The organism is Methanoculleus horonobensis (assembly GCF_001602375.1).
In the GTDB taxonomy this organism is placed as follows: Archaea; Halobacteriota; Methanomicrobia; order Methanomicrobiales; family Methanoculleaceae; genus Methanoculleus; species Methanoculleus horonobensis.
In genome coordinates this window covers 42,480-64,559 of sequence record NZ_BCNY01000008.1, presented here as the reverse complement: position 1 = coordinate 64,559, position 22,080 = coordinate 42,480, and the positions used below count along the sequence as shown (strand labels likewise).

The 22,080-nt window shown below is 62.8% G+C and carries 25 protein-coding genes, 3 tRNA genes and 1 pseudogene; 4 read left to right on the top strand and 25 right to left on the bottom strand.

Translation table 11 applies throughout. The features are described from left to right. Position 1: 1 nt before the first annotated feature. Positions 2 to 835, bottom strand: coding sequence for a DNA-methyltransferase (locus tag MCUHO_RS01480; RefSeq protein WP_235808119.1), 834 nt, complete (start codon positions 833 to 835; stop codon positions 2 to 4). Between MCUHO_RS01480 and MCUHO_RS12515 the strand changes: the two genes are divergently transcribed. Continuing rightward, a complete protein-coding gene (locus tag MCUHO_RS12515) occupies positions 806 to 1,294 on the top strand; it encodes a hypothetical protein (RefSeq protein ID WP_067072600.1) in 489 nt (162 codons plus the stop codon). The two genes, MCUHO_RS01480 and MCUHO_RS12515, sit on opposite strands and share 30 nt — an antisense overlap. A 70-nt stretch (positions 1,295 to 1,364) precedes the next feature. Here MCUHO_RS12515 and MCUHO_RS01470 read toward each other — a convergent pair whose 3' ends face one another. From MCUHO_RS01470 to MCUHO_RS01455, 5 genes are all read right to left on the bottom strand, one after another. Then, positions 1,365 to 2,174, bottom strand: coding sequence for a phosphoribosylformylglycinamidine synthase subunit PurQ (locus MCUHO_RS01470; RefSeq protein WP_067072598.1), 810 nt, complete (start codon positions 2,172 to 2,174; stop codon positions 1,365 to 1,367). 2 nt (positions 2,175 to 2,176) lie between these two features. Beyond that, entirely contained in the window at positions 2,177 to 5,119 is a 2,943-nt protein-coding gene (locus tag MCUHO_RS01465; protein ID WP_067072596.1) for a phosphoribosylformylglycinamidine synthase subunit PurL, read from the bottom strand. Between the two features lie 165 nt (positions 5,120 to 5,284). Beyond that, positions 5,285 to 5,839, bottom strand: coding sequence for a GNAT family N-acetyltransferase (locus MCUHO_RS12190; protein WP_084385857.1), 555 nt, complete (start codon positions 5,837 to 5,839; stop codon positions 5,285 to 5,287). 339 nt (positions 5,840 to 6,178) lie between these two features. Further along, positions 6,179 to 6,251 (bottom strand) — tRNA-Thr (locus MCUHO_RS01460). 51 nt (positions 6,252 to 6,302) lie between these two features. Further along, positions 6,303 to 6,656, bottom strand: a complete 354-nt coding sequence (locus MCUHO_RS01455) for a DUF504 domain-containing protein (RefSeq protein ID WP_235808118.1) — start codon at positions 6,654 to 6,656, stop codon at positions 6,303 to 6,305. Between the two features lie 28 nt (positions 6,657 to 6,684). Here MCUHO_RS01455 and mmp10 point away from each other — a divergent pair, with 28 nt between their 5' ends. Continuing rightward, complete coding sequence (gene mmp10 / locus MCUHO_RS01450; protein WP_067072592.1) at positions 6,685 to 7,911, top strand: methyl coenzyme M reductase-arginine methyltransferase Mmp10; 1,227 nt, start codon at positions 6,685 to 6,687, stop codon at positions 7,909 to 7,911. Here the strand turns inward: mmp10 and MCUHO_RS01445 are convergent. Together MCUHO_RS01445 and MCUHO_RS01440 are read right to left on the bottom strand one after the other, a co-directional pair. After that, positions 7,899 to 8,468: a type 1 glutamine amidotransferase gene (locus MCUHO_RS01445; RefSeq protein WP_067072591.1), complete on the bottom strand. Its 570-nt coding sequence runs from the start codon at positions 8,466 to 8,468 to the stop codon at positions 7,899 to 7,901. The two genes, mmp10 and MCUHO_RS01445, sit on opposite strands and share 13 nt — an antisense overlap. Next, positions 8,465 to 9,145 carry a diphthine--ammonia ligase gene (locus MCUHO_RS01440; protein WP_067072588.1) on the bottom strand — a complete coding sequence of 227 codons (681 nt, stop codon included), beginning with the start codon at positions 9,143 to 9,145 and terminating at the stop codon, positions 8,465 to 8,467. Before MCUHO_RS01440 ends, MCUHO_RS01445 begins: the two co-directional genes overlap by 4 nt. 207 nt (positions 9,146 to 9,352) lie before the next feature. Between MCUHO_RS01440 and MCUHO_RS01435 the strand changes: the two genes are divergently transcribed. Continuing rightward, a complete protein-coding gene (locus MCUHO_RS01435) occupies positions 9,353 to 9,544 on the top strand; it encodes a hypothetical protein (protein ID WP_067072586.1) in 192 nt (63 codons plus the stop codon). Between the two features lie 150 nt (positions 9,545 to 9,694). Here MCUHO_RS01435 and MCUHO_RS01430 read toward each other — a convergent pair. Next, positions 9,695 to 9,779: transfer RNA gene (locus MCUHO_RS01430), tRNA-Leu, on the bottom strand. A gap of 185 nt (positions 9,780 to 9,964) precedes the next feature. Beyond that, on the bottom strand, positions 9,965 to 10,135 hold the full coding sequence (locus MCUHO_RS12710) for a hypothetical protein (RefSeq protein ID WP_161485862.1): 171 nt from the start codon (positions 10,133 to 10,135) through the stop codon (positions 9,965 to 9,967). Between the two features lies 1 nt (position 10,136). Between MCUHO_RS12710 and MCUHO_RS01425 the strand changes: the two genes are divergently transcribed. Beyond that, positions 10,137 to 10,607, top strand: a complete 471-nt coding sequence (locus MCUHO_RS01425) for a tetratricopeptide repeat protein (protein ID WP_067072584.1) — start codon at positions 10,137 to 10,139, stop codon at positions 10,605 to 10,607. A 150-nt stretch (positions 10,608 to 10,757) separates the two neighbouring features. On the opposite strand, the pseudogene MCUHO_RS01420 reads toward MCUHO_RS01425, so the two are convergent. The 15 genes and pseudogenes from MCUHO_RS01420 to MCUHO_RS01350 form a co-directional block, all read right to left on the bottom strand. Then, positions 10,758 to 11,042, bottom strand: a pseudogene (locus tag MCUHO_RS01420) (HepT-like ribonuclease domain-containing protein); the annotation flags it as partial. 64 nt (positions 11,043 to 11,106) lie between these two features. Beyond that, positions 11,107 to 11,427: a nucleotidyltransferase family protein gene (locus tag MCUHO_RS01415; RefSeq protein ID WP_067072582.1), complete on the bottom strand. Its 321-nt coding sequence runs from the start codon at positions 11,425 to 11,427 to the stop codon at positions 11,107 to 11,109. A 140-nt stretch (positions 11,428 to 11,567) separates the two neighbouring features. Next, entirely contained in the window at positions 11,568 to 11,915 is a 348-nt protein-coding gene (locus MCUHO_RS01410) for a hypothetical protein (RefSeq protein WP_067072579.1), read from the bottom strand. After that, a complete protein-coding gene (locus MCUHO_RS01405) occupies positions 11,893 to 12,114 on the bottom strand; it encodes a hypothetical protein (protein ID WP_235808116.1) in 222 nt (73 codons plus the stop codon). Before MCUHO_RS01405 ends, MCUHO_RS01410 begins: the two co-directional genes overlap by 23 nt. Positions 12,115 to 12,505: 391 nt before the next feature. Continuing rightward, a tRNA-Met gene (locus tag MCUHO_RS01400) sits at positions 12,506 to 12,615 on the bottom strand. A gap of 73 nt (positions 12,616 to 12,688) precedes the next feature. Continuing rightward, entirely contained in the window at positions 12,689 to 14,164 is a 1,476-nt protein-coding gene (locus tag MCUHO_RS01395) for an acetyl-CoA carboxylase biotin carboxylase subunit (protein WP_067072575.1), read from the bottom strand. Between the two features lie 16 nt (positions 14,165 to 14,180). Beyond that, positions 14,181 to 15,929 (bottom strand): sodium-extruding oxaloacetate decarboxylase subunit alpha, encoded by a 1,749-nt coding sequence (oadA, locus tag MCUHO_RS01390; protein WP_067072573.1) that lies wholly within the window; start codon positions 15,927 to 15,929, stop codon positions 14,181 to 14,183. 53 nt (positions 15,930 to 15,982) lie between these two features. Beyond that, the gene (locus MCUHO_RS01385; RefSeq protein WP_067072571.1) at positions 15,983 to 16,636 is read right to left on the bottom strand and encodes a hypothetical protein; all 654 of its coding nucleotides are present in this window, start codon (positions 16,634 to 16,636) and stop codon (positions 15,983 to 15,985) included. Beyond that, positions 16,618 to 17,316: an ATP-binding cassette domain-containing protein gene (locus tag MCUHO_RS13030; RefSeq protein WP_067072569.1), complete on the bottom strand. Its 699-nt coding sequence runs from the start codon at positions 17,314 to 17,316 to the stop codon at positions 16,618 to 16,620. The genes MCUHO_RS01385 and MCUHO_RS13030 overlap by 19 nt, the downstream gene beginning before the upstream one ends. Continuing rightward, positions 17,313 to 17,984: an ATP-binding cassette domain-containing protein gene (locus tag MCUHO_RS01375; protein ID WP_067072566.1), complete on the bottom strand. Its 672-nt coding sequence runs from the start codon at positions 17,982 to 17,984 to the stop codon at positions 17,313 to 17,315. The genes MCUHO_RS13030 and MCUHO_RS01375 overlap by 4 nt, the downstream gene beginning before the upstream one ends. Beyond that, the gene (locus MCUHO_RS01370) at positions 17,981 to 18,490 is read right to left on the bottom strand and encodes a biotin transporter BioY (RefSeq protein WP_067072563.1); all 510 of its coding nucleotides are present in this window, start codon (positions 18,488 to 18,490) and stop codon (positions 17,981 to 17,983) included. The genes MCUHO_RS01375 and MCUHO_RS01370 overlap by 4 nt, the downstream gene beginning before the upstream one ends. Positions 18,491 to 18,623: 133 nt before the next feature. After that, positions 18,624 to 19,604, bottom strand: a complete 981-nt coding sequence (locus MCUHO_RS01365; RefSeq protein WP_067072827.1) for a biotin--[acetyl-CoA-carboxylase] ligase — start codon at positions 19,602 to 19,604, stop codon at positions 18,624 to 18,626. A 5-nt stretch (positions 19,605 to 19,609) separates the two neighbouring features. Further along, positions 19,610 to 20,044: a DUF2111 domain-containing protein gene (locus MCUHO_RS01360; RefSeq protein ID WP_082122739.1), complete on the bottom strand. Its 435-nt coding sequence runs from the start codon at positions 20,042 to 20,044 to the stop codon at positions 19,610 to 19,612. Between the two features lie 19 nt (positions 20,045 to 20,063). Continuing rightward, on the bottom strand, positions 20,064 to 20,642 hold the full coding sequence (locus MCUHO_RS01355) for a hypothetical protein (protein WP_067072561.1): 579 nt from the start codon (positions 20,640 to 20,642) through the stop codon (positions 20,064 to 20,066). Further along, positions 20,639 to 22,075, bottom strand: a complete 1,437-nt coding sequence (locus tag MCUHO_RS01350; RefSeq protein WP_067072558.1) for an RtcB family protein — start codon at positions 22,073 to 22,075, stop codon at positions 20,639 to 20,641. The genes MCUHO_RS01355 and MCUHO_RS01350 overlap by 4 nt, the downstream gene beginning before the upstream one ends. Between the last annotated feature and the right edge of the window lie 5 nt (positions 22,076 to 22,080).

Genomic DNA, 22,080 nt, shown 5'->3' with positions numbered 1-22,080 from the left:
GTCAGCTCTGTTCTTTCTCGCGGCGTGCATCGGCGATCCGGTTCTCCGCGATCGCCCGGTAATCGGGGTCGATCTCGAACCCGATGTAGTCCGCACCGAGGGCAAGTGCCGCAAGCGCCGTGCTCCCGATGCCCATGAACGGGTCCATGACGAGCATCCCGGACCGGCAGCCGTGGAGCCGGATGCACATCTCGGGGAGTTTCTCCGGGAAACTGGTCGGGTGCGGCCGGGAGGAGCGGATCGTCCGGTAGGGGATGAACCAGGTGTTCCCCCGGTCGCGGAGGTCGCGCTCCGCCGCCTTCCACCGGCCGATGTTGCTCTTGTCCTGGTAGGGCACGCCGACCGCCAGTTTATCGAGCGCGACGTCGCCCCCTTTCGTGAAGTGGAAGATGTGCTCGTGGCACTGGCTCAGGTAGCGGGCGCTGTTCACCGGCTGGTAGTGGCCGACGGCGATATCGCCGGTGATCTTCTCGTAGTCGCCCACGTCTTCCTTCTCGATCGCGATCGACTTGACCCAGTGGATGACGTTCTGCAGTTCGAAGTGGGGGCGAAACCGCTGGACGACGTCGAAGGGGATCCAGGGGTCGCGGGGTTTGCCGCCGATGTTGAGGAAGAACGAACCATCGTCGGCGAGAACCCGCGCCGCTCCGGCGGCGACCTCCCCGATCCAGTCGAGGTAATCCTCGCGGGGTTTCCTGTCGTCGTAGGAGTTGTAGTCCTTCCCGATGTTGTAGGGCGGCGACGTGACGATGACGTCGACGGAGTCCGCCGCCAGGCGCCGCATGCCCTCGATGCAGTCCATGGTATGGATGGTGTTGACGGCGAGCCCGCACACCCCTCTCTCCTTCTCTCTCAATCCGATCACGTATCGGTTCGCGGTCCCGGGCAAAAAGGTGAACGAAACACGTGGTCAGGGCCCATCGTCGGCGAGCACCTTCTGACGCGTTCGCTCGAGCGCGTCGATGAAGTCCTCGATCTCGTAGGGATTGAGCCCCTCCGAGCCTTCGGGCTCAAGGCGTATGACCTCGAGGAGCGCGTCCTTGAGGATCTCGAGGCGGCTATCGGGAGGGAGGACGATCTCGAACCGGCGGAAGATGCGGTCGGGGATGCAGACGAAGTTCCCGTGGACGGAGGCGAACGAGAGGATCTCGTCTGCGGCAGGAACGTCGGCCTGGTCGACCTCGACCTCCAGAACCGTATCGGCACTCTCCTCTCCAAAACAGCGGCTGACCCTGATCTTCGTGGCTGCCCCTCCCCCGGTTTGGGCCGATATTCTCCCAGGGGAATGATATAGTTTTATGCCGGGGAAGGGGAGGTCTCCGTCGCGAGTGGAGTTCCGCCCTCCCCCTAAACATCGGGGATGCTTATTTGAAGGAATCGACGATGTTGCGGAAGAACCGCATGTTCATCGATTCGGTGGGCAGGGGTTTTTTCTCGCGCTTCAGCCGCTCTTTTCTCACCGGCCAGTCGTAGAGGTTCACGAACTCCATCGCCCGCTCGGGGTGCGGCATCAGCCCGAGAACCTTGCCGTCCGCCGACGTTACGCCGGCGATGTCCGCGAGCGCCCCGTTCGGGTTGTAGGGGTACTCCCCTTCCGCGGGGGAGAGGTCGTCGCGGCAGTAGCGGAACGCGACCATTCCTTCCCGCTCGATCCGCTTTAAGGTCTCCTCCGAACAATAGAAGTTCCCTTCGCCGTGTGAGACGGGACAGTAGAGGTGCGAGATGCCCTTCGTCCAGAGGTTATCCGCGGCAGGCTTCAGGGTGACGAACCGGCACTCCAGCACGCCCTTCCTGTTCGGCATCAGGGCGATCTCGCGGGGGTAGTCCCGGTCGAAGGCCGGAACCAGGCCGAGGTTCGCGAGGATCTGGAACCCGTTGCAGATCCCGAGGACGAGGTTGTCGCCCGCGAGGAACTCTTTTACGTCGCTCCAGAGGTTGTTTCGGACGCGGTTCGCGTAGGCGTTGCCGGCCCCCGTGTCGTCGCCGTAGGAGAACCCGCCGGGGAAGACCATCAGCCGGTAGTCGGAGAGGGTCTTCTCCCCCGCGATGAGGTCGTTGATGTGGACGATATCGGACGCCATGCCCGCCCGCATCAGGACTTCCGCCGTCTCCATCTCGGAGTTGATCCCGTAGCCGCTCATGATGAGGGCTCTTGGATTGTTTGTGCGAGCCATGCTCAGTACCCCCCGAAAGGCGCTTTGTACGCAGTTTCCATTGCCGCCACCGGCTGCTCGATGAGAGTCTTTTCTCCTGTCGATACCCGGAACGTTTCGCCGCCGACGCTGCCGAGGAGGTGCGCGTCGCCGCCGAAGATCTCCTCGAAGGCTTCGCGATCGCCGGGGGCGACCGTGACAATGAGCCGCCCGAGCGACTCCGAGAAGAGGTAGGTGTCCGGGCGCATCCCGCCGGGTACGGCGAGGTCCATGCCGATTCTTCCGGCGATTGCGACTTTGGCGAGGGCGACGAGCAGCCCCCCGTGGGTGACGGGGAAGGCGGAGGCGAGGAGCCCTTTCTCGATCGCGCCGGTCATCCGGCCGTAGCGCACCTTTGCGGTCTCGATATCGAGGGACGGAACCGCGCCCCCTTCGATACCGAGGTGCGCGAGGTACTCCGACCCGCCGAGTTCTTCCCCGGTCTCCCCCACGACGTAGACGAGGTCGCCGTCGAACTTCGCGTCCATCGATACCGCGGTCGTGACGTCGGGGTGGACGCCGATCGAGGTGATGAGGAGCGTCGGCGGCACGGAGACCTTGACGGGGTTCGAGTCGGCGTCATAGCCGGAGAAGTCGTTATACATGCTGTCCTTTCCGGAGATATACGGGGTCGCGAACTCGACCGCGCCGTCATAGCACCCGAACGCGGCGCGTTTGAGCTGCCAGAGCCTCGCCGGTTCGTCGGAGGAGCACCAGCAGAAGTTGTCGAGGAGCGCGATCGTGTCCATCGGAACGCCGATCGCGATCAAACCCCGGACTGCCGCATCGATCGCGGCGAGCGCCATCCGGTAGGGGTCGAGCTCCGAGTAGGACGGGAAGAGGCCCTGCGAGAGCCCGACGCCCTTCATCGAGCCGGGGACGACCTTCGTCAGGGTGGCCGTGGTCTGAACCCGCCCGGCTCCCTGCACCGGCCCGAGGACGTGGCCGCCCTGGACGGTGTGGTCGTAGCGGGTCGAGATGAACTCTTTCGAGCAGATGTTCTTTCTTTTGAGCATCGCGAGGAGGAGGTCGTCGAGCCGGTCGGGGCACGGGACGTCGGGCTCGGGATAGGCCGTCTCCACGGGCTCTGTCCGGAGGTGCTTCTTCGGGAGGCCATCGTGGAGGAAGTCGAGGTCGACGTCCATGACGGCTTCGCCGTTGTACTCCACGACGCATCTCCCCGTATCGGTGAACGTCCCGATCACGGTGGCCTCGACCTCCCTCCTCTTCATCAGGTTCATGAACGCCTCGATCTTCTCCTCCGGGACGGCGAGGGTCATCCGCTCCTGCGACTCGGAGATCCAGATCTCCCACGGCGCCATGCCGGGGTACTTCAGCGGGACGCGGTCGAGGAGGACATGGCACCCGCCCGACTCCCGTGCCATCTCCGCGACGGAGCAGGAGATTCCTCCCGCCCCGTTGTCGGTGATGCTCCGGTAGAGGTCGAGGTCGCGGGCCTCCTTGACGATGACGTCGGAGAACTTCTTCTGGGTGATCGGGTCGCCGATCTGGACCGCGGTCACGGGGCTTGCGGGGTCGAGGGCCTCCGAGGAGAAGGTGGCGCCGTGGATCCCGTCCTTGCCGACCCTGCCGCCGACCATGACGACGAGGTCGCCGGGCAGGGCCTGCTTCTCGTGGAGCAGTCTTCCGTTGTTGGCGCGCGGCATCACGCCGACGGTGCCGGCGAAGACGAGTGGTTTACCGACGTAGCGGTCGTGGAAGTAGCACCACCCCTGCGGCGTCGGGATGCCCGAGCAGTTGCCGCCGACGTCGATGCCGCGGACGACGCCCTCGAAGATCCGCCGGGGAGGGAGGATGGGGTTCGTCCGGTTCTTGCCGCGGAAGAGGGCCGGTTCGGTGTCGGGGTCGCCGACGCAGTAGCCGTAGATGTTGATGCAGGGCTTGGCGCCGAGGCCGAACCCGATGGTGTCGCGGTTCACCCCGACGATCCCGGTGAGGGCGCCGCCGAAGGGGTCGAGGGCCGAGGGGGAGTTGTGCGTCTCGACCTTGCAGGTCACCAGGTGCTCGTCGTCGAAGATGATGGCGCCGGAGTTGTCGGTGAAGACCGAGACGCAGATGTCGTCATCGCCCTTTGCCTCGCGGACGGTGTTGGTGGCCGCCTGGATGCAGGTCTTATAAAGCCCCCGGGGGACGTCGTCCATCGCCGAGGCAAAGATCGTGTGCTTGCAGTGCTCGCTCCAGGTCTGGGCGAGCGACTCGAGCTCGACGTCCGTCGGCTTCCGCCCGAGCCCCCGGAAGTAGTCGCGGATCGCGTGGAGCTGGGCGAGGTCGAGGGCGAGCGGCCCGCGCCGCTCCCCTGTTGCGGGGTCGAGGATACCCTCTTTTCCGATACGTGCGAGTTCCGCGTCGGGGAGGTCGAGGTCGACAGTCCCGGCGGCCTGCAGGTCGTGGAGGTGGACGAAGGGGGTGATTGCGTCCATTCCCTTCCTTCCGTACTCCTCGCGGCTCCTGACGTGCACCCGGTTGACGAGCGGGTTTGCGAGGGCGACGGTGAGCCGCTCCAGGGATTCGGGCGTGAGGTCGCCGGAGACGAGGTAGAGCTGCGACGAGAAGACCGCCTCCCCTTCGCCGAACCGGAACCCGAAGTAGTCCTCGATGGTCTGCTTTGCCGTCGTCCCGGCGTTGTCGGTGACCCCGGGCAGGAACCCGACCTCGATCGCGTAGTCGAACCCGGCCTCGGTCGGCCGGTCTACGGAGTACCGCTGGACGACGGGGTTGCTGAGCTGCGCGCCGATCTGCGAGAGCTCATCGGGGGAGAAGTCCCTCCGGGCGGTCGCTATGGTATAGACGTCGACGAGATGCAGCTCGCGCAGGGGGAAACCCAGCGAGCGGAACCTCTCGGTACGCGTCGGCAGCCGTGGATCGCGGGTATATTGTACCTCTATCCGGTGGACGTACGAGGCCATGTATAAATATGGGTTGGATCTGGTGAAAAGAGCTACGATGGGGTGGGGGTGGCGTGGGGTTTGAGAAGACGTAACCAGACCCTCTCTTTTCAGCACACCTGTTTCATCTGGGCGATCCGAACCCCTTTTGCCCGTATTTCAAAAATTAAGTCTATAAATGGGCATCTATAAACTTTTTCTCGCTTTGATGATATGTAAAATATCAAAATAAAATGGAATGGTATCCTTTGGCGGATCTTCTGGAGTGACTAAAGCCCTTCGGAAATCTGATTTTTCATAAAATTCTACAGAAGTTGGCTTAGAGTCAACAGTTAGAATTCTACATCCGACATTTTCAGTGATGTCGCCCACTATAGAAAAGATTTCTATGAGCATATTGGTACCGATACCGCGATGTCGGTAATTGTCGTGAACAGCCAGCCTTGCAATTTTTATTGCCGGGTAAAATCGATATTTATAACCCTTTATTCGATCTCCTCGTATCATTTCCTCTTTTTCGATGCAATCGGTTACAAGCGTAAAATATCCCACAAGGGTTTCCCCCCAAAAAACAACCCGGGTGACGGAGAAGAAGCTGTTCTGGCACCTTAATGCATCTTCTTTTAGAAATTCCTCTAAATCAATCTCTTCGGGCTTACTACGACACGAAAAAGAATTAACATCAACTCCTTCATGGAGAGTGACGTACTCCAACTCTTCATCAGGAATTGGTTCTACCATTAAGATCGCTTTTGAGAACGCACCGCGGCTTCCTTGACTAAAAACTGACCGCGTGTGCTCAGAACGTTGTGTTCAAGGAATTTCTCGAACCTACGAGCATCCTCACCCTTTAATTTCAATCCTAACTCGATAGCCTTCGCCATTACATCCACCCCGCATATGTGGCGTGCGTATGTATTACATGTACAATACAATGAGATATACGCATCTGAAGGGCATATATATCTTTCCGTAACTCTTACCGGGACTATGTCTCTGCAGTGTTCATCCCCCATCGGCCCATAAAATTATAAAAAATATGCCTCCGATTTTGAAAATGGGGCGGTAAATCCGATTTTAAGCCCCAGCCGAGATTTGAACTCGGGACCTGCTGATTACAAGTCAGCCGCTCTGCCAGCTAAGCCACTGGGGCATACCTTATATCGTGGGCGGTCTGCGGTAAAAAAGGTGGCGCCGGTTCTCCTCATGCTTTCCTCGCCCAGATGACATCACCATCATACAGTATCCTCCTGACCCGGTGATACGGGATACACGCCACGTGCGTCCCGGCGTCCACCTCCAGGTACTGCGCATCGAGCGCGACGACCCGGTCGCCCCGGACCGTCGAGCGATCGCCGGGCGCCCCCCGGTCGGCATACTCGACCTCGATCCGGGAGAAGTCGTAGCCGGGGTCGTGATAGAACCGGAGCAGCAGCCGGTGGCTCGTCCGCATACCGCGACTCCGTCGCTCCGGCGTGGCATAAAGGTGCCGCCGCCCGCCCGGAGCAGCGCCCGTTCTCCCCGCGAACCCGCGCCGGGAGAGGTCTGCAACGTTCATAACAGAGGAGCACAGAAGTACCATCAGAATGTCGCATCTCACCGTCGATCTCGGAGGCCGGCCCGGTCTCGACTGCCGGGGATTCTGTTCGTACTGCTACTTCAAACACGTCAAAGGAACGACGGCGTTCGGCTGCAGATACTGCCTCCCCTTCCAGAAGGGCTGCGACTACTGCACACGGGGGGTGCGGGAAGGCTACGAGGGGTTCAAGAGCCTCCGGACGGTCGCCGACGAGACGCTCGCAAACCTCCAGGTGATGAGCGACGACGTCGACCGGATCACCATCAGCGGCGGCGGCGACCCGAGCTGCTACCCGGAGTTCGCCGACCTCGTCGAACTGCTCGGCAGCATGGAGGTGCCGCTCCACATCGGCTACACCAGTGGGAAGGGGTTCGACGACCCGGCCATCGCCGACCACCTCATCGAGAACGGCCTTGCCGAGGTCTCCTACACGGTCTTCGCCGCCGACCCCGAACTCCGGCGGCAGTGGATGCACGACCCGACGCCGGAAGCCTCGCTCGCGGTCCTCGACCGGCTCTGCGGCGCAATCGACGTCTACGCCGCGGCGGTCGTCATCCCCGGCGTCAACGACGGCAAAGCTCTCGAAGATACCTGCGCCTGGCTGGAGGAGCGCGGCGCAAAAGGGCTGATCCTGATGCGGTTCGCGAACCGGACCGACCAGGGGCTCATCCTCGGCAACGCGCCCATCCTCGAGGGGCAGCGGGTTCACACCGTCGACGAGTTCCACGAGATGGTGACGGACTTGAACGACCGGTTCTCGATGAAGATCAGCGGGACGCCGCTCGGCGACCCCTCGATCGGCTCGCCGTTCGCAATCCTCCACGAGCCCGACCTCCTCAAAAAACTCCCCCGCGTCCGGAAGCGTGCGACGGTGATCACCGGGAGCATCGCGGCCCCCTTCATCCAGCGGCTCCTCTCGATCCGCGGCTCGACCTCGAGGGTCGTCGCGGTCAAGAAGGAGATCGCCTGCCTCATCACCGCCGACGACCTCGCCGGGGTGAACCTATCGAAACTCGAAGACGTCGTAATCCTCCCCGGCAGGGCGTTCGTCCACGATGCCGAGGCTCAAAAGATCCTCTCCGCCGACGGCGTCGACCGCGAGGTGGTGCGCGGCCCCGAGTCGTTGACCGCCGACGCGGAGACGAGCATGGGCATGACCCGGATGGAAGTCCTCGATAAAGAGATGGAAGGGTTCGCGGCCCTGATCAACACGATCAACCGCTACGGGCTCTGACGGCCGGCCAGCCTAGAGAACCGCTCGACGATCCACTCGTTCCTGACCTCGGGGTGGAAGAGGAGCCCGTAGAGGGGGAGGGAACGGTGCCGGATCGCCTGGACGCACCGGTCCGAGGCGGCGAGCGCTACGAACTCCCCGGGAACCTGCACGGCGTAATCGTGCACCGTGTAGGCGGGGAACACCTCCTGCCCGGAAAAGAGCGGGTCGGGCGCGAGCACGTTCATGTCGGTCATCCCGATCTCGCGGCACGGGTCGACACCGCCGCCGAACGCCGCCGCGAGCGCCAGCATGCCGGAGGAGATCCCGAGCACCGGGCGCTCGAACGTAAGAAGCCACCGGAACAGTTCCGGGTGCTCCAGATATCCGGTATCCATCAGCGCCGTGCCGCAGAGGATCGCCGCATCCGCGCTATCGAGGTCAGATGCGCCGACGGCGGTATAGTGGCGGGTTACAGACGCCACCCCGTTCCGGCACAGAAGCCGTTCGACCGGCGCGACGAACTCGTCACGGGAGAGCGAGCCGTCCCGGTAGCAGAGGTCGATGAGCAGGATCATTTCGCCACCAGCCCCGCACGCTCGATCCGCAGAACGCCGTTGTAGTTCCGGTAGACCTTCGACGCCTCCTCGATCGCGATCCTCTGAGCGAAGAAGGGAGCGTCCACGACGAACGTCTCGAGTTCCCCTCCTTCGCCGGTGAGGGTGACCTGGTATTTTTGGGCGATCGCCCGGAGTTCGTCGAGGGTGCGGCGGTCGATCTCCCGCCCGAGCCAGGACTCGTCGAAGGGCGAGGAGAAGACGCCCGCGATGACGACCCTGAAGCCGGCATCGATCAGTTCTTCCATGTATGCCTCCTGGTCGGCGAGCCAGAGCGGGTTGAACGACCAGAGGCCCAGCTCCCGGCAGACCCGCTGCACCCTCGCTGCCTGGTAGACCGAGAGGATAGCCCCGGTGACGACCCCTTCGATCCCGTACTGTTCCCTGGCGGTGCGGAGAGCCCGCTCGAGATCGATGAGTTCTTCCTCCTTCTCACCCGCCGTCCCCACCTCCACGAGAGGGAGGCCCGCCGCTTCGGCCTGCAGTGCGGCGAGGCGGATGTTCGGGGTGTGGAACATGTAACTCTCCGGGTTTCTGGAGACGACCGTGATCAGGCAGGCCACCTCTTCCTTCTGCATCGCTTTCCAGCAGGCGAACATGGAGTCTTTCCCGCCGGAGAAGAGCACGCCGAGTTTCATGATTCTTCCCGTATTGTTCTCCTCCAGGGCACGATAACCCCTGCGGCGGCGGTGCCGAAAGCGGCCGGAGGGCAAAAGAGTTGTTCCGGCAGATCGTTTTGGAAAATCGGAGGATTTACGGCCGCCGCTGGCAGGGGAGGATCAGGATTATATGGTGTCGAATCTCCATCCGGTGTGAGCACCGGGGGTGTATCAGGAGGGGTCAGTATGGCAGAAGTTGGGCAGCATCAGGAAGAACAGATCGAAGTGGTGGTTAATTGCATCCTGGTAGACTACCGGGGGGATTCCGAGTCGCGGGGCCGGATTGTCGATGCGATCCTCGAGTGGGCGGAGGAGCACCCGGACGAGTGGAACAAACTCCAGGAACGCTGCCAGCAACGGCACGAAGTGCTGGCATAAGCCTCCGGGGCACTATTCTCTTCTCTTCTCCATTCTTGAGGGGGATGCTACGGCGTGCAGGTTCGTCTGCGTTCTATGGACGGCTATGCTCCGGCAACCGCGACGGCTCCGGCGGAAAGCAATCTCGGGATAAGACGTTTGAAAAACGGATGCGAGGGGTGAGATTCGAACTCACGAACTCCTACGAGACTAGGCCCTCAACCTAGCGCCTTTGACCTGGCTTGGCAACCCTCGCACGGGTGCGCACGAACGGAGACGGCAGACGCATCGATTGCGTTTTCACGCCCCGTTTACCTCATTTAATCTGTTGTCATACATAAAATACCTTTGTGCGGAGGATGCAGACACTTCCTGCCGGGAGGCGGCGATGAGGGGTTCGCCGCCCGACATCGAGCGTGAATGCCGCGGCCGGCCCGCCGTTCAGGCGGCGACCGCGCCTGGTTTCCGGCTCACGGCAATGAGACGGGCGATGTAGATCCGGGCCCAGCCGTATCCGAAGAACGCGCCGAGGATGTTGCCGACGACGATCCCCCACCAGACCCCGGTCTCGCCGAAGTCCATGACGATCGCGAAGACGTACGCGAAGACCACGATGGCGCCGAGGTTCCTGAAGAACTCGGTGGCAAGGGCGAAGATACCCTTCCCCGTTTCCGGCAGCGGCAGAGGTTTGATTAACCGCCGGGTTCAATACGGCTCTATGAAGGCTCCGTCGCCGACCGCATGCCTCTGCTGTGCGTTGATACTTATTCTGTTTACCAGCGGCTGTATAACCAAAAACCAGGAATACTACGATAACCGGGTTGCGGCGGAGCCGGACAATGCCGAGGCGTGGTGCATCAGGGGAATGTACTACAACGACAACTACGGCCAGTACGCCGAAGCGATGGAGAGCTGCAATAAGGCGCTTGAACTGGACCCGGAATACGGGTTGGCCTGGTACCTGAAAGGAGTCATTCTGACGAACATGAATAAGACCGACGAAGCGGCGCTGTGTTTTGAGAATGCGACGAGGTACGATCCCGGGCTGGAGGAGGATGTGCAGTTCGTTGTCGGCAATGCGTGAGGATGCGGATTTTATAATGCATTGCCAGGAGCAGTATCCATCTGCCCTACCGGCGACGATTGCCGCCTCCCTACCGTCCCTCACGAGGGAGGCATCGCCGTGCCGGAGGAGAAGAACATCCGGGAGCCCGATCTTACAAGATGAACCGGGTTATCGGCTACCTGCCTCTTCTGCGAGCAACGCCGAATAGACTGCCCGGATCTTCGGTTCGGCTGCCGGAACCTCGTTCTGCACCACATCCAGGACGATTTCCCACCTGACGCTGAAGTAACCGTGGATCAGTCTGTCCCGCATCCTCGCCATACCGTTCCAGGGAATGTCGGGATATCGTGCCCTGACCCCGGGTGAGAGGTTCTTCGACGCCTCCCCGATGATCTCAAGGCTCCGGAGAACCGATCGCTTCATCATCTCATCCTGGACGATCTCCTCGAAGGAACGGTCAGAGAAGTAGGTCTAGAGAAACTCCATCTCTTCAAGGATGTGGGCGAGGTACACGGAGTCACGCTTCACACCAGACCACCTCGCCCTCCACATCCTGCTGGATGAGTGGGTCGAGCCCGCCGACGGTGAGCAGGTCGACCTTCCGCCCGTAGAGTTCCTCCAGGAAATCTGCGAGCGCCATGAAGTTCCGGAACGTGAGGTGGTCCGGCGACAACTCGACCAGCACGTCCACATCGCTCTCCGGCCGGCCATCGCCCCGGGCGGTAGACCCGAAGATGCCGATCTTCGTCACACCGAACCGTTCCCGGAGCAGCGGGAGCACTGCCTCGAGCCGGGTGACAAAGATGCTCTTCTCCTCACACTGTGTCCGGGCCGCCATACGGGTTCTGCTCGCCTCCTGATCGTACCTGAGGGTGAGGAGATGATGAATGTTGCCGTTCCCGGGATGGATAGCTACGCGGTCGCCACCCCGGTACACTGGTCAACGGATACTCCGAAACATTCTCCAGGGAGTTGCGCTCAGTACCCGAACCGGCGATCGTAGCCGGTATGGTCCAGCCACTCGATGACGACCGCAATGATGTCACCGTCGCTGGTCACGGTATACATCAATCTCCAGGATCGAGATAGGTTGTATTTCCAGAGGTTCTTTACCGGAGGATCTCGCTGTCGATATACATCGGGGATCTGCCTCTTTGGAACCTGAACGCCGCAAAAAGCGTTGGCGGATATCGCCTCGAAGGCCCTGTTCAGGAGAGCGACCAGTTCCCGATCTTCTGTTCGGGTTGATGCCGACAGAGCCTCGAAGGCTTCTTTCACCTTTGTGTCGGCAAGATTGCCGCCTTCATCGGATCCGCAGGTCTTCACGGGCCAGGTACCGCCGGGTAAACTCCGGGTCGTGGATCCAGCAGACCTTGCTCTGTGCATCGATGGCGATCTTACCCGACTCCACGAGATACTCGATGATCGTCTTGAACGTCTGATACATGACTTTCCGCGGCAGGCGTTCCCAGAGCGCCCGACGGCGGTATTCGCCGCTGTGCTCCCGGATGAAGTCTTCGACCATTTTGATCGTATCGAGTGTGGGAGAGTGGCTCGAGCCGGCGCTTGCAGACATGATCTCAGGGTTGTTGTATGAATATATATAACAAGTTGATCCGGGTGTGGCGGAGGTTTCTATGGCGGGTCAAAACGGTCTCTCAATTGTCACTTGCCGTCTCCCATATTCCCTATTTAGTACACCAACTATATCAAAATTGTTAATCTTGGTGTACTTGATGAGGATCGCCCCTCAAGGAGCGAGGGATGGGCATCAAGGGGGCAAATAAAACGACCCGAGACTGTAATCGTACGGAAAAAATCCTTTTTGTCTCAAGAGTGAGGTAGTGATCGTAAAGAGAGCAATCTCGAAGGAAAAGCATTCCTCTAAAATCAGATTACAAACTTTCTAAAACAAATGCTGCGGGTGGGATCCGAACCCACGATTTCCAGATGTCCCAGGCTTGGACGCACCGTCTTCTCAAAAACCCTATGAGTCTGGCGCCCTAACCGACTAGGCCACCGCAGCATACAAAGTGCAGTATAACAATGCTGTATTGACAAATAAACCTTATGGCTCCCCGGAAAAATTGGATAAAGGGTTACTTCGTGTTTTTCCGGATATAGACGTCGACCGCCGCCGTGATCGCCGCCACGTGCTTCCCCTGGCGGAGCGAGGCGGCCAGCGTCTGCATACGCGCCTCCTCCTCGTGGAGGTAGCGGCGCAGGCTCGTCGCGATGTGCTCCTCCTGCAGGAAGTGCGTGTGGGTGTCGCCGGCGATGAAGTGGGCGTTGTGCATGATCGCGTAGTGGAGCGGGAGCGTCGTCTTCACGCCCAGGATGACGTACTCGTAGATCGCCCGGCGCATCCGCTGGATCGCCTCCTCGCGGTCGGAGCCGAGAGCGCAGAGCTTCGAGATCATCGAGTCGTAGTGCGCCGGGATGGTGTAGCCCATGTGGATGCCGGAGTCGACCCGGATTCCCGGGCCGCCCGGGGAGCGGTAGCGGACGATCTTGCCCGGATCGGCGGCGAAGTTGTTCAGCGGATCCTCCGCGTTGATCCGGCACTCGATCGCGTGCCCCCGGATGCCGATATCCTCCTGGCCCATCGCGAGGTCTTCGCCCGCCGCGATCGCGATCTGCTGCTTCACCATATCGATCCCGGTGATGAACTCCGTCACCGTGTGCTCCACCTGCAGCCGGGTGTTCACCTCCATGAAGTAGTAGTTCCCGTTCGCGTAGAGGAACTCCACCGTGCCGGCGTTCTTGTAGTTCGCCGCCTTTGCCGCGGCGATGGCCGACGCCGTCATCTGCTCCCGGAGAGCGGGCGTCATGATCGGGCAGGGCGCCTCCTCGAGCAGTTTCTGGTGCCGGCGCTGGATCGAGCACTCGCGGTCGTAGAGGTGGACGGTGTGCCCCTTCGCGTCGGCAAGAACCTGGATCTCGATGTGGCGCGGCTTCGTGAGATACTTCTCCACGAAGATCGTCGGATCGCCGAAGGCGGACTGGGCGATCCGCATCCCCTTGTCGATCGCCTCCTCGAGCTCGCCCTCGTTCTCGGCGATGTGCATCCCGATACCGCCGCCGCCCGCGCTCGCCTTCACGATCACCGGGTAGCCGATCTCGGCGGCGACCTTCTTTGCCTCCTCGACGCTCGTGACGCCCTCCGGCGTGCCCGGAAGAACCGGGACGCCGGCCTCCCGCATCATCCGCTTCGACCCGATCTTCGAGCCCAGCGCCTCGATCGTCTTCCACGACGGCCCGATGAATGTCAGGCCCTCTTCCTCGACCAGTTTCGCGAACCCGGCGTTCTCCGCGAGGAACCCGTAGCCCGGGTGGATCGCCTCGGCCCCGGTCTTTCTCGCCACGTCGCAGATCCGCTCCTTGTTGAGGTAACTCTTCGACGGGTGCGCCTCCCCGACGCAGAACGCCTCGTCGGCGTACTTGACGTGGAGCGCGTTGTTGTCCGGCTCGGAGTAGATCGCGACCGTGTCGATGCCCAGTTCCCGGCAGGCACGCATGACCCGGATGGCGATCTCGCCGCGGTTGGCAATCAGGATCTTGTCAAAGTATTTCATCGCGCCAGCCAGCCTCTCACTCAATGACCATCAGTACGTCGCCGTTCTGCACGACGTCCCCGGCGTCCACGAAGATCTCCGAGACCGTGCCGTCGCGGGGACTGGGGATGGGGTTCTCCATCTTCATCGCCTCGAGGACGATGAGCGTGTCGCCCTTCTTCACGGCGCTCCCGCGCTGGGCCATCACCTTCAGAACCATGCCCTGCATATTGCTCTTGACACCGCCGGCGACGTCCCCGCGGGGAGCCCTGGCCGACGCGGCTGCAGCCGACGGGGCCGCGACCGAGCCTCCCTCGACGGTGACGATCCTAACGGAGAAGATCTCGCCGTCCACCTCCACCTCCATGGAGCGGGGGATCTCCGCAACCCCTGCCGGTGCGGCGTGCGCCTTCTCGGGGATCGCCTCGGGCTGGCGCTCGCCCCGGAGGAACGACGGTGCGACGCTCGGGTAGAGGATGTAGGTCAGGACGTCCTCCTCCCGGGTGATGAGGCCCTGTTCCGTCGCCTCCTTCTTCATCTGCTCGTAGATGGGCGCGAGTTGGTCTGCCGGACGAACCGTGACCGGTTTCTCGTCGCCGATGATCGTCCTTCTGATCTCGGGGCTGATCGGGGCGGGAGAACGGCCGTAGAGGCCGAGGACATAGTCCTTCACCTCTTTCGTCACGTTCCGGTAGCGCTCCCCGCCCATCAGGACGTTGAAGACCGCCTGGGTACCCACGATCTGGCTCGTCGGCGTAACGAGCGGCGGATAGCCGAGATCCTCCCTTACATGGGGGATCTCGCGGAACACCTCTTCCAGACGGTCGAGCGCGTCCTGCTCTTTCAACTGCGAGACGAGGTTCGAGATCATCCCGCCCGGGAGCTGGTAGATCAGCACGTCCGAGTCGACCCGATCAGCGATGGAGTTGAAGAGCGGCTCGTACTTCTCCCGCATCTCGCGGCAGATGTTCCTGACCTTCCGGAGCGGGAGTAGATCGATTCCGGTGTCGCGCGCCGTCCCGGCAACACTTGCAACGACGCTCTCCGTCGGAGGCTGGGAGGTGCCGAGGGCGAACGGCGACATCGCCGTATCCAGGATATCCACGCCCGCATCAATCGCCGCCTGGTAACTCAGGGGCGCGACGCCGCTCGTGCAGTGGGAGTGGAGGCAGACCTTGACGTCCGCCGTCTTCTTGATCCCCGTGATGAGGTCGCGGGCATCATGCGGCATGATCAGGCCGGCCATGTCCTTGATGCAGATCGAGTCGCAGCCGAGCGAGTAGAGATCCTGTGCCATCTCAACGAACGTCGCGACGGAATGGACGGGGCTCGTCGTGTAGGAGATCGCGCCCTGCAGGTGCGCTCCGACGTTCTTGACCTCCGCCATCGCTTTCTTCATGTTCCGGACATCGTTCAACGCATCGAAGACCCGGAAGATGTCGACCCCGTTACGCGCCGACGCCTCTACGAACTTTTCCACCACGTCATCGGGGTAGTGCCGATAGCCCACGAGGTTCTGGCCCCGCAGGAGCATCTGGATAGGCGTGCGCCGGAGCTCTGCCTTCAGCACCCGGAGACGTTCCCAGGGATCGTCGTTGAGGAACCTGATGCAGCTGTCAAAGGTCGCCCCGCCCCAGGCTTCGACGGAGAAGAAACCCACTTCGTCGATGGCCCGGGCAAGAGGGAGCATGTCCTCAGTCCGGAGGCGGGTGGCGATGAGCGATTGATGCGCGTCCCTAAGCGTGGTATCGGTAATATTGAGTGAATCTAATTTGGCAGCACACATCGAATTGTACACCTCGAAGGGCTGAGAAGATATCGATAAAGCCTCTCAAAAATTCATCCTACTAATATAAAAACGTCGCGAAGAGGGAGAGTCGATAAAAGGGCGGGTATTACGGCCATTATTGCGGCCAGGGCGTCCAGAGGATCAGCCCTGAACCGGGGGCATATCCTCCCCCCGATCGTGTACCCCCGCACCACGAGCAGGCGCGCAATCTCGTCGGCCCGCCTGATCTCTGTGACGATGAGGGTGACGGCGAGCGGAACGATCGAACGGACGCCGGGCCGGATGCCCTTCAGCGCCATCGCCGTCCGCACCTGCTCGATCTCCCGGCGGAGCACGGAGATGCCGGAAATTCCCATCTCGGCGACGAGCCCGACCTCGAACCCCACCCGGTTCCCGAGAGCCCAGACCGCCACGGCAAGCACTTCTCCATCCTCCGTCTCGGCATACGTCCACGCCGCGAGGAGGAGGATCACGGTCATCCGGAAGAAGTAGGAGAGCCCCGCGCCGCCGCCCCACGCGGAGACGAGCGCCGTTGCGGCGACCATTGCAATGAGCGGCAGCAGCACCGCCGGCCGGGGGAGCGATCGTGTGCGCGGCGTAAAGAGCAGCCACCAGGCGAGTGCGGCGGCGGCTCCCACGGTGCTCGCGAACGCCGCGAGCGAGAGGACGGCGACGGAGAGAAGCCTCAGCCGCGGATCCTGCATAGCGCCTCCCGGGCGTCGGAGAGCCTGATGTTCGCGGGACGGGCACCCTGATCCAGGGCATACCGGAGATACGGCGGGGCGTGCCGCCAGGAAGGGATCGCATCGGGCACGCCGCCGCGGGCCGCGAGAACTCCCTCCTCCATCTCCCAGATCGCGTCGACCCGGGGAAGGATCGCGCGCTCGTGCGAGAAGACGATCGTGATGCCGGCATCCCGCTCCTCGAGCATCCTGCAGGCCTTCCTCTTCGCGGTGCAGTCGAGAGAACTGAACGGTTCGTCCAGCAGCAACAGGTCGGGATCTCTCAGGAGCGCGCAGGCGAGAGTCAGTCTCTTGAGTTCGCCGCGGGAGAGGTGGAACGGGTCGTCATCCGCACGCGCCGACAACTCCGCCAGCGCGAGCGCGTCCTCCGGCACGAGCCCCCAGGAAGCGGCCTCCCCGGCGACCGTCGGGCAGGTGACGTGGTGCTCGGGGAACTGCAGCAGGAGATCTGCCGAGAGAACGCCGTCCCGGTGGACGGCCCCGCTCTCGGGCCGGAGCAGCCCCGCAAGCAGGAGGGCGAGCGTCGACTTCCCGCTCCCCACCGGCCCGCTGACCAGGTGTACGCCCTCGCCGAAGGTGCCGCTGCCCCGGAGGACGAACGAGTCCCGCGAGAAGACGAGATCCATGAGTTCGACCTTCACCGGCGGACCCTCCAGAGCGTGGGGTAAAAGCACGTCTCCTCGAGCGCGGAGAAGACCTCCTCCGGCGTGCCGTGGTGCCGGACGCGGCCGTTCTCCATGAAGAGGACGCAGTCCGCGGTGGCCGCGGCGTCCATCGACTGCGTGCACCAGAGCACGTGGGCTGCGGCGCTCTCCCGCACCACGCGCCGGACGCGCTCCGCCGTCACGGCGTCCAGGTGCGAGTCGGCCTCGTCCAGGACGAGCACCTCGGGCTCGCCGGCGCAGGCGGCGGCCAGCGCGACGAGCACCTTCTCGCCCCCGGAGAGGGCCGAGACCTTCTTGCCGAGGAGGTGGCGGATGCCGACAACCTCCGCGGCCGCCCGGACCGGCCTGTCCGTCTCGGGGCAGGGGCGGTGGCGGAACCGGGGCGTCGACGCGATCTCGTCGTAGACCCGGGAGAAGAGGAGCGTCCGGTCGGGGAACTCCCCCACCCACCCGACCTTCACGGCCGACGGTGGACGGTCGAGGAGTTGAACCGTCCCCGTCTCAGGCTCCTCAATCCCGGAGCAGACCGAGAGCAGTGTCGTCTTGCCGCTCCCGTTCGGCCCGATGACGGCGATATGGCGCGCGTCCACCGCAACGCCGGGGATGTCGAGCAGCCGGTGCCGGAGATCGGCGATACGGATCATGCCACCCGTTTCCCTATGGCGTATGCCGCCGCGACCTTCACGACGGCACCGACGATGAACGGCGCGACGCCGACAAGGATCGCCTGAGGAAGTGAGAGCGATGCCGACCAGGCGAGCCATGCGACGCCGAAGACGTAGGTGAGAACGGTCGCCGTGATCAGCCCTGCGATCCGCGTCGTCGGCGACTTCTGTTCGTAGGCGAGCCCGGCGACGAGGGCGGCGGGGATGAAGCCGACCAGGAACCCGCCCGTGGGGCCGAGAAGGACCCCAAGGCCCGCCGTGCCGTTGTGATAGACCGGGAGGCCCGCCGCCCCGAGGAGGACGTAGAGGGCGACGGGGATCACCCCGTACCGCTTCATGACGATCCCGGATAACAGGACGAAGAGGGTCTGGAGCGTGAGCGGAACCGGGGGAAGCGGGATGGAGATCCAGCTCCCGGCGGCGATCAGCGCGACGAACGTACTGCTGTAGGCGAGGATCCGGGCTCGGTGCATCATGTCAACCATTTTATTTTGGGTGGTTGACAAGAAAAATCCTGTTGATGCCTGACGAACTGCATCACATAACCCCGGGAGATTCCCGTTCCGATGGGGAGACCTTCTCGCCGATCCAAAAAGTGTATGGGTGTCGACCGGCAGGTCAGAGCTGGAAACAGTCCCCGGCGATGACCCGCTCTACCTTCCCGTTGTCCTTCCTGATGACCAGGGCGCCGTGCTCGTCGATATCGATCGCCTCCCCCGAGAAGGTCTTGTTGATCGTCTTGATGGCCACCCGGTGGTCGAGTGTCAGGGAGAGGCTCTTCCACTCGCGGATGATGGAATCGTACTCGCCGTCCTCGAGCTGCTGGTAGCGCAGCTCGAACTCCCGCAGCACCCGGGCAAGAAGCGCCACGCGGTCGACCTCATGGCCGACCTCGGCCTGGAGCGTGGTCACCGTCTCCCGCAGGTTCGAGGAGAGATCGTCGAGAGAGACGTTCGCGTCGATCCCGAGCCCCAGGAGGGCGTAGTGCACGGTATCCGCTTCGGCAGCAAGTTCCAGGAGTAGACCGGCGACCTTCTTGTCCCCGATGAAGATGTCGTTGGGCCACTTGATGAGCGCACTGATGCCGTACTCCTTGCGGATGGCACGGGCAATCGCGACCGACCCGGCCATGGTGATCATGAAGAGATGGTCGAGCGGGACACCTGGTTTCAAGAGAATGGTGGCCCAGATGCCGCCGGCCGGCGAGACCCAGGCGCGTCCGAGCCTTCCTACCCCGCCGGTCTGCTCTTCAGCAATGATCACCATGCCGTGCAGGTTCTCGGGATCGGTCTCGGCGGCAAGTTTCTTTGCGATCCAGCCCGTGGAGGCGGTGCTGTCGAAGTGACGGATCTGCCGTCCGAGAACCCGGGTGCGGAGTATCTTGTTGATCTCGTAGGGCAGGAGCCGGTCGCTCTTCGCCTCGAGGCGGTAGCCTTCCACCCGGGACGACGATATCCCGTATCCCAGCCTCCGGAGTTCGCGTATCTGCTTCCAGACGGCCGACCGGGTGATGCCCAGCTGCTCTGCAATCCGTTCGCCCGATACCGGGCCGGGCGATTCTTCGAGTATCTTCAGTACGTTGATTGCCGTGTCCTTCATGTCCATTACCTTTTCGCTGCAGGCGACTCGGTCGGGAGCGGACACGGGTCCTCGCCGCAGACCTGCCTCCGGATCACCGTATTCTGCTCCATGAAACCCGCCAGATCAAAGATGCCGGTCACATCGACGATGCCGATTGCACCGATTGCACTTCCTTCCTCGTCCCTTACCGGCGCCACCACAACCGGGATGCCCTTGTACGGGCCTCTCGGGGGCCTGACCCTCAACGTTACGTTCTCCGCCAGGACTTCCTCGAGGATCGGGCCGGTATAGGCCTCGTCGACAACCTTTCCGTCCTCGACCCTGACCCCGGGATGGTCGCGGGATCGTGCCGTAACAGGCAGCCGACCAAGCAGATCGTGAATACATACCACGATCGGGGCGAGATCGCGCGCGCTCGAAGACGCAGAGACGATGTATTGATCCATGGCCGTATCCATACTGTTCATCACGGTTTATCTAAAATAATGTTTCCTTATCTCCGCAGGAGAACTCCTTCAAGAATTCACGCGACGGGTACTCATGGATGCTGGTTGCCAGGATCATCCCGTCGCCGAGCGGCTTCCCGACGAGGAGCGTCTCTCCTCCGGGCGTGGCGGCAAGCGTCTCGCCGCCGTGTGCCGGGAACGAGCCGTCGCACTCGACGGCGTCGAGGTCGTACCCCGAAAAAAGGGAGTTGAAGGTGCTCTCCCCGGCAAACCGGACGGCACGCGGCCCGTAGCCAAACGAGTAAGTCACCGGGAACGGGAGCCAGTCGTAGGCGTCCTCGCGCGAGCATCCCGCGCCGAAGACCAGCAGCCGGCCGCCGTTCTCGACGAACCGGCGGATACGGCCTTCTGCAGCCCGGAGAGCGGGGAGGAGGTTCGAGTAAGCCGGGTTTGCAAACCCCGTCGGCACGATGACCGCAGCAAACCTCCCGCGCCAGAACGGCGAGGCAAGCATGTTCGGGTTGACCGATTCGCAAGCGGTGCCGCAGTCCTCGATGAGGCGTGAGAACATGAGGGGCGTGTCCCAGAGCAGCCCCGTCCTGCCGGTCATCCCTTGATCACCCCGAGCGGTTCCAGCCGGGCGACGATATCCGAGAGGCCCGCTTCGTGCACGACACGCACCACTTCCCGGCTCGGCTTGTAGACTGTCGGAGCCTCCTCCGCGAGGGCGGCGTCGCTGTGGGCGCGCACCAGAATGCCCTCTCCCGCGAGGCGTTCACGGAGTTCCTTCCCGCTGACCTCTTTCTTCGCCTTCGACCGGCTGAGCACTCTTCCTGCGCCGTGGCAGGTGCTCCCCCACGTCTTCTGCATTGCGGTGGTCGTGCCGTGGAGGAGGTAGGACGACGTCCCCATGCTTCCGGGGATGATCACCGGCTGCCCGATCGCGGCATACTCCCGGGGAACGCCCTCCGCTCCCGGGCCGAACGCCCGCGTCGCGCCTTTGCGGTGTACGCAGACCTCCGTCGAGACCCCGTCGACGTCGTGGCGCTCGAACTTCGCGACGTTGTGCGCGACGTCGTAGATGAGTTGCATCTCGTCGTACTCGATCCCGAAGAGGTGCGCGAAGACCTTCCGCGCTTCGTGCATGATGACCTGCCGGTTTGCCCAGGCGTAGTTTGCGGCCGAGACCATGCCCCCGTAGTAGGCACGGCCTTCCGGAGAGTCGAGCGGGGCGCAGGCGAGTTGCCGGTCGGGGAGGCGTATCCCGTACTTCGGGAGCGCACCTTCAAGCGTTCGCAAATGATCGGTCGCGACCTGGTGGCCGAGGCCGCGGGAGCCGCAGTGCACCATGAAACAGACCTGCCCTTCGGCGATCCCGAAGACCTTCGCTGCTTCGGGGTCGACGATCTCCTTTGCCACCTGGACCTCCAGGAAGTGGTTTCCCGCGCCGAGCGTCCCGAGCTGCGGCACGCCCCGCTGGCGCGCTTTGGCGCTGACCGCGTCGGGATCGGCGCCCGGCATCGCCCCTTCGCCCTCGCACCGGACGAGATCGGCTTCGGTGCCGAGCCCGCGCTCGACCGCCCACCGGGCGCCGTCGACCATGACCGCGGAGAGATCCTTGTTCGAGACCCGCAGGGTACTCTTTGCGCCCACTCCGGTCGGCACGGCGTCGAAGAGCCGCTCGATCAGGTCGCGTTTCTTGCCGGCGAGATCGGCCTCGGTCAGGGGCGTCGTGATCAGCCGGACGCCGCAGTTGATGTCGAACCCGACCCCGCCGGGGGAGATGACCCCTTCGGTCATATCGAACGCGGCGACACCGCCGATGGGAAACCCGTATCCCCAGTGGATGTCGGGCATGGCAAGCGAGTGCTTCACGATCCCCGGGAGCGTCGCGACGTTCGCGAGCTGGCGGACGGCTCCCTCTTCGAGCGTCTCCGCCAGTGTCCGGGAGAGGAAAAAGCGCCCCGGCACCCGCATATCGGGGACGTATCCGATAGGAACCTCCCATTCGAGGTCTCCGATCTTATTGATTCCGGTAAGCATGGCAA